This is a genomic window from Rhizobium sp. Pop5, assembly GCF_024721175.1.
In the GTDB taxonomy this organism is placed as follows: Bacteria; Pseudomonadota; Alphaproteobacteria; order Rhizobiales; family Rhizobiaceae; genus Rhizobium.
The window spans coordinates 3167156-3175000 of sequence record NZ_CP099399.1; the positions used below are offsets into that span (position 1 = coordinate 3167156).

A 7845-nucleotide genomic window follows, 5' to 3' on the forward strand; every position below is an offset into this window, starting at 1 on the left:
CGATATGGAATGGCAGACTGCCGCCGCAAAACGGCTGCGACATCATTGCCGCATCGCGGGGGCACGTGTCAGTGACCAGAGGTACATCAATTAAAAATTGAACGAGAGCGCCCTCTCCCGAAGATGATGGCCGGGATGAGATCGAGGCGATCGAGCATCATATTGGATGAGGAGACCCATGAAATTTCTGGCTTTGCTTTTCTGTATCGTTCTCTTTCTCATCGGCCTGGGGCTGACAGGAGCCGGCGCCTGGCTGATCGGCCTCGGCGGCTCGCCCTATTACGCGATCGCCGGACTTGCCTATCTCATTGCCGCCTTGCTGCTGTGGCGCCGGAAGGCATCCGGCGGTCTCCTCGTCCTGCTTGTCGCCGTTTTGACTGTTCCCTGGGCGCTGTGGGAGTCGGGGATCAATTTCTGGGCGCTCTTCGCCCGCCTGATGTCGCCGCTGGCGCTGGCGGCCTTTGCGCTTCTCTTTGCACCGTCGTTATCCCCGGCGCCTGGCCGGAAGCTTTTCTATGTCGGCGCCCTGCTCACAGCGATCCTGTTTGCCGCCGGTTTCGGCCTCAGCTTCATTCCGCATGGCGTCATCCGACCCTCCGCCGATATCGCCGCTTATAAACCAGCAAAGGGCGACAATTCTCCTGCAGACTGGACATCCTACGGCCGTACCACGGCGGGAGACCGCTATTCCCCCTTCGATCAGATCAACCGCGACAATATTTCCAAGCTGGATCTCGCCTGGACGTATCGCACCGGAAAGAGCGAGGGCGCTGATCAGAACACGCCGCTGCAGATTGGCGACACACTCTACACCTGCACGCCGGCGGATGTAATCGCAGCGCTCGATGCGGATACCGGCAAACCCCGCTGGACCTTCGATCCCAAGGCGACGGCGCCCTACTGGCAACGTTGCCGCGGCCTCGGTTATTACAAGATGCCGAAAGAGGCCCAGTCGGCCGATGGCCTCTGCAACGAACGCCTGGTGCAGACGACGATCGATGCCCGTCTTTTGGAGATCGACAGCAAGACCGGCGCACCCTGCAGGGGCTTCGGAGACAATGGCACCGTGCAGCTGTCCCAGGGCATGGGCGAGGTCAAGGCAGGCTATTATTTCCAGACTTCGGCGCCGCTGATTGCCCGCAATCTGATCGTCGTCGGCGGCTGGGTCACCGACAATCAGGAAACAGGCGAACCCTCGGGCGTCATCCGCGCCTTCAACGTCGTCACTGGCGAGCTCGAATGGGCATGGGATCTCGGCAATCCCGAAATCACCAAGCTCCCGCCGGAGGGTGAGACCTATACGCGGGCGACGCCCAACATGTGGACGACAGCCGCATTCGACGACAAGCTCGGCCTCATCTACGCGCCGCTCGGCAATACGACGCCGGACTATTACGGCGCCAACCGTCCCGCCTTCGCCGATCAGTACAATGCGACATTGGTGGCGCTCGATGTGACGACTGGCCGGGAGAGATGGAAGTACCAGACCGTGCACCACGATATCTGGGACTATGATCTGCCATCACAGCCGGCGCTGATCGACCTGCCGGACGGCAATGGCGCCACCGTACCCGCTCTTCTGCAGACCACCAAGCGCGGGCAACTTTTCCTCCTCAACCGGCAGACAGGCACCCCACTTGCCGAGGTTCAGGAAAAGCCAGTGCCGCAGCAGGGAGGCGCGCCGGAAGAGAAACTGTCTCCGACCCAACCCTATTCCGTCGGCATGCCGACGATCGGCGCGGAACGGATGAGCGAACAGACGGCCTGGGGCCTGACGATGTTCGATCAGCTGGCCTGCCGGATCGCCTTTCGCAGGATGCGCTACGAGGGTGATTTCACCCCGATCGGGACGCAGCCTGCGATCCAGCAGCCGGGAAATCTCGGCGGCCTCAACTGGGGAAGCGTCTCCGTCGACCTGCCCAACAACCGGGTCTTCATGAATGATATTCGCGTGCCGAGCATCTTCGCGCTCGTTCCGCGCAGTGAATTTGTCGATTTTGCCCTGACGACGACCGCGCACGGCCCCTCCGCCCCGCAGCGCGGCACGCCCTATGGCATGACCACAGAGATGTGGACATCGAGGCTCCGCGTTCCCTGCACGCAACCGCCGTTCGGAACGGTCACGGCCGTTGATCTGAACACCCGCAAGATCGTATGGCAGGTTCCCGCCGGAACTGCCGAAGAACTGGGACCGTTCAAGATCAAGACCAAACTTCCGATGCCCATGGGCCTGCCGAGTTATGCCGGCACGTCGGCGACCGCCGGCGGCGTCGTCTTCTTCGCCGGCTTCCAGGACTATTACATCCGCGCCTATGATGCCGAGAACGGCACCGAGCTCTGGAAATATCCCCTGCCCGTCGGCGCAAGCGCCACACCGATGACCTACATCTCGCCGAAGACGGGCAAGCAATATGTCGCAATTTCGGTCGGCGGAGCGCCATATTCAAAGGACGTCGGCGACTACGTGCTCGCCTTTTCTCTAAAAGACGGAGATTAGCCGCTCAAACCCTGGAAATCGGGTCATACGGCAACTCGGGATTCGGCGACGTCAACGGCCCTCTGTGCTATTTTGGTCCGACAAGGAACAAGGCTATGAGCGTGTCGCGAAAACTTGCGGCGATCCTGGTCGCGGATGTGGTCGGCTACAGTCGCCTCGCCGGGGCGGACGAGGATCGCATCCTAGCGCGACTGCGAACACTGCGCAGTGATGTCATCGATCCCACAATCGCCGTGCACAATGGCCGTATCGTCAAGCGTACCGGAGACGGAAGTCTCATCGAGTTCCGCAGCGTTGTGGACGCCGTGCGTTGCGCGGTCGAAGTCCAGACTGCCATGGTTGAGCGCAACGCAGGTGTCCAGCCTGAGCATCGCATCGAATTTCGGGTCGGGATCCATCTCGGTGATGTCGTAGAGGAGAGCGATGGAGATCTGATGGGTGACGGCGTCAATATCGCCGCGCGGTTAGAGAGCGTCGCCAAGCCTGGCGCCATCTGCCTTTCTGAAGACGCCTATCGCCAGGTGAGAGCGCGGCTTGATCTTGCGGTGACCGATCTCGGCCCAATCCATCTTAAAAATATCGCCGAGCCGATGCGGGTCTATTCCCTTCAGGTCGGAACCGTCCTGCCGCCGGCGCGACAAGCACAGCCACCCGCAACGAAAATACCTTCGGTTAAAGCCGTACCCGATAAACCCTCCATCGCCGTGCTGGCCTTCAACAACATGAGCGGCGACGCAGAACAGGAATATTTCTCCGACGGCATCAGCGAGGATATCATCACCGACCTCTCGAAGCTGTCCGAGTTGCACGTGATCGCCCGCAACTCATCCTTCGTCTACAAGAACGTCACAGCGTCCGTGCCGGACATGGCCCGGGCGCTTGGTGTCCGCTATGTTCTTGAAGGCAGCGTGCGCAAATCCGGTAATCGGGTGCGCGTCACAGCCCAATTGATTGACGCCAGCAATGGCGGACATATCTGGGCCAGCCGGTTCGATCGCGACCTCACCGACATTTTTGCGGTTCAGGATGAGCTCACACAGGAAATCGTGTCGGCGCTCAGGCTGAGCCTGACGCACGGCGACCAAGACCGGTTGGCGCAAGGACGCCCGGTTGATGTCGGCGCTTATGAGCTCTTATTGCGTGGCCGCGAGCAGGCATCGACCCATACCCGAACCGGGAATATAGCGGCCCGCAGCCTGGCGGCGGATGCTATCGCGATCGATCCAGAATATGCAGCGGCCCGGGCACTCCTGTCCTTTACCCATGTGCTCGACTACGTCAACGCCTGGAGCAAGGATCCTGAAGCCTCGCTTCGCTTAGGCATGGATCTCGCGCAACAGGCCGTGGAAATGGCCGAGGAACAGCCAAACTGCCACTTTGCGCTGGGCCTGGCCTGCATGTGGAACCGAGAATTGGATCGAGCGCAGGCGGAGGTGTTGCGAGGCCTTGAGCTTTCGCCAAACTCTGCCGAACTCCTGATGCTGATGGCCCATATTCAGATATTCTCCGGCAATCCCGCAGGCGCCCTTGAGACACTTGATGCATCAATGCGGCTTGACCCGCACTATCCGGAAGTTCTTCTCCAATTTCTCGCCGATGCGCGATTTTCTCTCGGCGAATATGAGGATGCGATTGTTGGGATCGAGCTTCGGCTGCAACAAAACTCGCAATCGGAGACCGCCTATGCCCTGCTTGCCTCCTGCTACGGCCACCTCGGTCGGTTCGAGGAGAGTCGAGAGGCCTGGGAGAAAGTGTTTCGGATAAACCCTGATTTCTCGATCGAACGCCGCCGGCGCGTCCTGCCATTCCAAAACCCCGAGGACTTTAACCGCCGCGTTGAGGGCCTCCATAAGGCAGGACTGACGCTTCGGAATGATGGTCGCTGCTGAGAGAACCGGTTCGAGCCCCTGCCGAAGATACTCGTTCGCATCGGAGCTATCGGCAGCAGGCCTGTTCTTGAATCAAAAAAGCCTGCCGAGGGGGCAGGCTTGGATCTTTATATCTGGGAAGAGATTTGGTTGCGGGGGCAGGATTTGAACCTGCGGCCTTCAGGTTATGAGCCTGACGAGCTACCGGGCTGCTCCACCCCGCGCCATCGCAAATCGTTTTGATTTGCGTCAGTATATTAACACAAAAGGCCGCGTTAAGCGGCCCTTTAGTGACGGCATGGGCCGTTTGCTGTTCAGAGAAGATATTGAGTTGCGCTTTGCAGACCTGGCAGCGACCTACTCTCCCGCGTCTTAAGACGAAGTACCATGGGCGCAGGGGCGTTTCACGGCCGTGTTCGGAAAGGGAACGGGTGCAGCCACCCCGCCATAACCACCAGGTCGGCAAAGCGCAACTTAATGTTTGAGAAGCTGGCAGGCGTTAGCCTGTTTTTTTGAACACGTCTTACCTTTCGCGATGGCCGTCGGCCAGAGGCCGCAAGCGCAAGGCGCGTCCGCAGCGCCTTTGGCGCGTGAGGACAGAAGGTCAGGCTCATCGAACTTTGTTCGATGAGCATAGTCAATGAGAACGATCAAGCCGATCGAGCTATTAGTACCGGTAAGCTTCATGCGTTGCCGCACTTCCACACCCGGCCTATCAACGTGGTCGTCTTCCACGGCTCTGATAGGGAACACTCGTTTTCAGGTGGGTTTCCCGCTTAGATGCCTTCAGCGGTTATCCCGTCCATATATAGCTACCCTGCTATGCCCTTGGCAGGACAACAGGTCCACCAGAGATATGTCCATCCCGGTCCTCTCGTACTAGGGACAGATCCTGTCAATATTCCTACACCCACGGCAGATAGGGACCGAACTGTCTCACGACGTTCTGAACCCAGCTCACGTACCGCTTTAATTGGCGAACAGCCAAACCCTTGGGACCTGCTCCAGCCCCAGGATGCGATGAGCCGACATCGAGGTGCCAAACAACCCCGTCGATATGGACTCTTGGGGGTCATCAGCCTGTTATCCCCGGCGTACCTTTTATCCGTTGAGCGATGGCCCTTCCACGCGGGACCACCGGATCACTATGACCGACTTTCGTCTCTGCTCGACTTGTCAGTCTCGCAGTCAGGCGGGCTTATGCCATTGCACTCGACGACCGATTTCCGACCGGTCTGAGCCCACCATCGCGCGCCTCCGTTACTCTTTCGGAGGCGACCGCCCCAGTCAAACTACCCACCATACACTGTCCCGGACCCGGATGACGGGTCGCGGTTAGACATCCATGACGATAAGGGTGGTATTTCAAGGATGGCTCCACGGAAACTGGCGTCCCCGCTTCAAAGCCTACCACCTATCCTACACATGCCGACACGAATGCCAGTGTAAAGCTATAGTAAAGGTGCACGGGGTCTTTCCGTCTGACCGCAGGAACCCCGCATCTTCACGGGGAATTCAATTTCACTGAGTCTATGTTGGAGACAGCGGGGAAGTCGTTACGCCATTCGTGCAGGTCGGAACTTACCCGACAAGGAATTTCGCTACCTTAGGACCGTTATAGTTACGGCCGCCGTTTACTGGGGCTTCGATTCAAAGCTTGCACCTCTCCTCTTAACCTTCCAGCACCGGGCAGGCGTCAGACCCTATACGTCGTCTTGCGACTTCGCAGAGCCCTGTGTTTTTGATAAACAGTCGCTACCCCCTGGTCTGTGCCACCCCATAATAGTTGCCTAGCATGGGGTCACGCTTCTTCCGAAGTTACGCGTGCAATTTGCCGAGTTCCTTCAACATAGTTCTCTCAAGCGCCTTGGTATACTCTACCTGACCACCTGTGTCGGTTTCGGGTACGGTCTATACGGTGGAGCTATTTCCTGGAACCGCTCCGCTGCCCATCCAATCCAATAAGAATGAACAACTTGTGCAATCCGTCACTACCACCAGGCCCACGAATATTAACGTGGTTCCCATCGACTACGCGTGTCCGCCTCGTCTTAGGGGCCGGCTAACCCTGCTCAGATTAACTTTAAGCAGGAACCCTTGGTCTTTCGGCGAGAGGGTCTCTCACCCTCTTTATCGTTACTCATGTCAACATTCGCACTTCCGATACCTCCAGGAGCCCTCACAGGTCTCCCTTCATCAGCTTACGGAACGCTCCGCTACCACGTGTATTGCTACACATCCTCAGCTTCGGTGCATGGCTTCAGCCCCGTTACATTTTCGGCGCAAAGACCCTTATTTAGACCAGTGAGCTGTTACGCTTTCTTTAAATGATGGCTGCTTCTAAGCCAACATCCTGGTTGTTTTGGGATCCTCACATCCTTTCCCACTTAGCCATGACTTGGGGACCTTAGCTGGAGGTTAGGGTTGTTGCCCTTTTCACGACGGACGTTAGCACCCGCCGTGTGTCTGCCGAGTAGTACTCCCCGGTATTCGGAGTTTGGTTAGGATCAGTAAGACGGTGAGTCCCCATAGCCCATCCAGTGCTCTACCCCCGGGGGTATTCGCTCGACGCTCTACCTAAATAGATTTCGCGGAGAACCAGCTATTTCCGAGTTTGATTGGCCTTTCACCCCTAGCCACAAGTCATCCCAATCTATTGCAACAGATGCGGGTTCGGTCCTCCAGTTGGTGTTACCCAACCTTCAACCTGCTCATGGCTAGATCACTCGGTTTCGGGTCTAATGCAACAAACTATATCGCCCTATTCAGACTCGCTTTCGCTGCGCCTACACCTATCGGCTTAAGCTTGCTTGTTACACTAAGTCGTTGACCCATTATACAAAAGGTACGCCGTCACCCTTACAGGCTCCGACTGTTTGTAGGCATCCGGTTTCAGGTTCTATTTCACTCCCCTTGTCGGGGTGCTTTTCACCTTTCCCTCACGGTACTTGTTCGCTATCGGTCATGCACGAGTACTTAGGCTTGGAGAGTGGTCTCCCCATGTTCAGACAGGATTTCTCGTGTCCCGCCCTACTCTAGGACAATCGTGATATCTACGCGTACGGGGCTGTCACCCACTACGGCCGCACTTTCCAGAGCGTTCCACTTTAATCACAATTGCCACTGGCCTGGTCCGCGTTCGCTCGCCACTACTTGCGGAGTCTCGGTTGATGTCCTTTCCTGCAGGTACTTAGATGTTTCAGTTCCCTGCGTTCGCTTCTTACACCCTATGTATTCAGGTGTAGATACCTTATCACAATGCTTGGAAACCCAAGCCGACCGCAGTCAGTTTGGATTTTCCAAGCATTTAAGGTGGGTTGCCCCATTCGGAGATCCATGGATCAAAGCTCATTCGCAGCTCCCCACGGCTTTTCGCAGCGTATCACGTCCTTCATCGCCTGTGCATGCCAAGGCATCCACCAAATGCCCTTACGACACTTAATCGTTCTCATTGCCAATGCTCATCTATATTTGGATTTG

General features: G+C 57.4%; 2 protein-coding genes, 1 tRNA gene and 2 rRNA genes. 2 read left to right on the top strand and 3 right to left on the bottom strand.

The features are described 5' to 3' along the window. The first annotated feature begins 178 nt into the window (after window positions 1-178). Together NE852_RS17890 and NE852_RS17895 are read left to right on the top strand one after the other, a co-directional pair. Window positions 179-2497 (top strand): membrane-bound PQQ-dependent dehydrogenase, glucose/quinate/shikimate family, encoded by a 2319-nt coding sequence (locus NE852_RS17890; protein ID WP_258155894.1) that lies wholly within the window; start codon window positions 179-181, stop codon window positions 2495-2497. A 95-nt stretch (window positions 2498-2592) separates the two neighbouring features. Then, window positions 2593-4386: an adenylate/guanylate cyclase domain-containing protein gene (locus tag NE852_RS17895; RefSeq protein WP_008534954.1), complete on the top strand. Its 1794-nt coding sequence runs from the start codon at window positions 2593-2595 to the stop codon at window positions 4384-4386. Between the two features lie 126 nt (window positions 4387-4512). Here NE852_RS17895 and NE852_RS17900 read toward each other — a convergent pair. From NE852_RS17900 to NE852_RS17910, 3 genes are all read right to left on the bottom strand, one after another. Next, window positions 4513-4589 (bottom strand) — tRNA-Met (locus NE852_RS17900). 120 nt (window positions 4590-4709) lie between these two features. Further along, window positions 4710-4824: ribosomal RNA gene (gene rrf, locus NE852_RS17905) — 5S ribosomal RNA — on the bottom strand. Between the two features lie 187 nt (window positions 4825-5011). Further along, window positions 5012-7809: ribosomal RNA gene (locus tag NE852_RS17910) — 23S ribosomal RNA — on the bottom strand. Window positions 7810-7845 lie beyond the last annotated feature (36 nt).

Coding starts and splice junctions, on each gene's coding strand:
- NE852_RS17890 (WP_258155894.1), top strand. CDS start 179: ATGAAATTTCTGGCTTTGCTTTTCTGTATCGTTCTCTTTCTCATCGGC.
- NE852_RS17895 (WP_008534954.1), top strand. CDS start 2,593: ATGAGCGTGTCGCGAAAACTTGCGGCGATCCTGGTCGCGGATGTGGTC.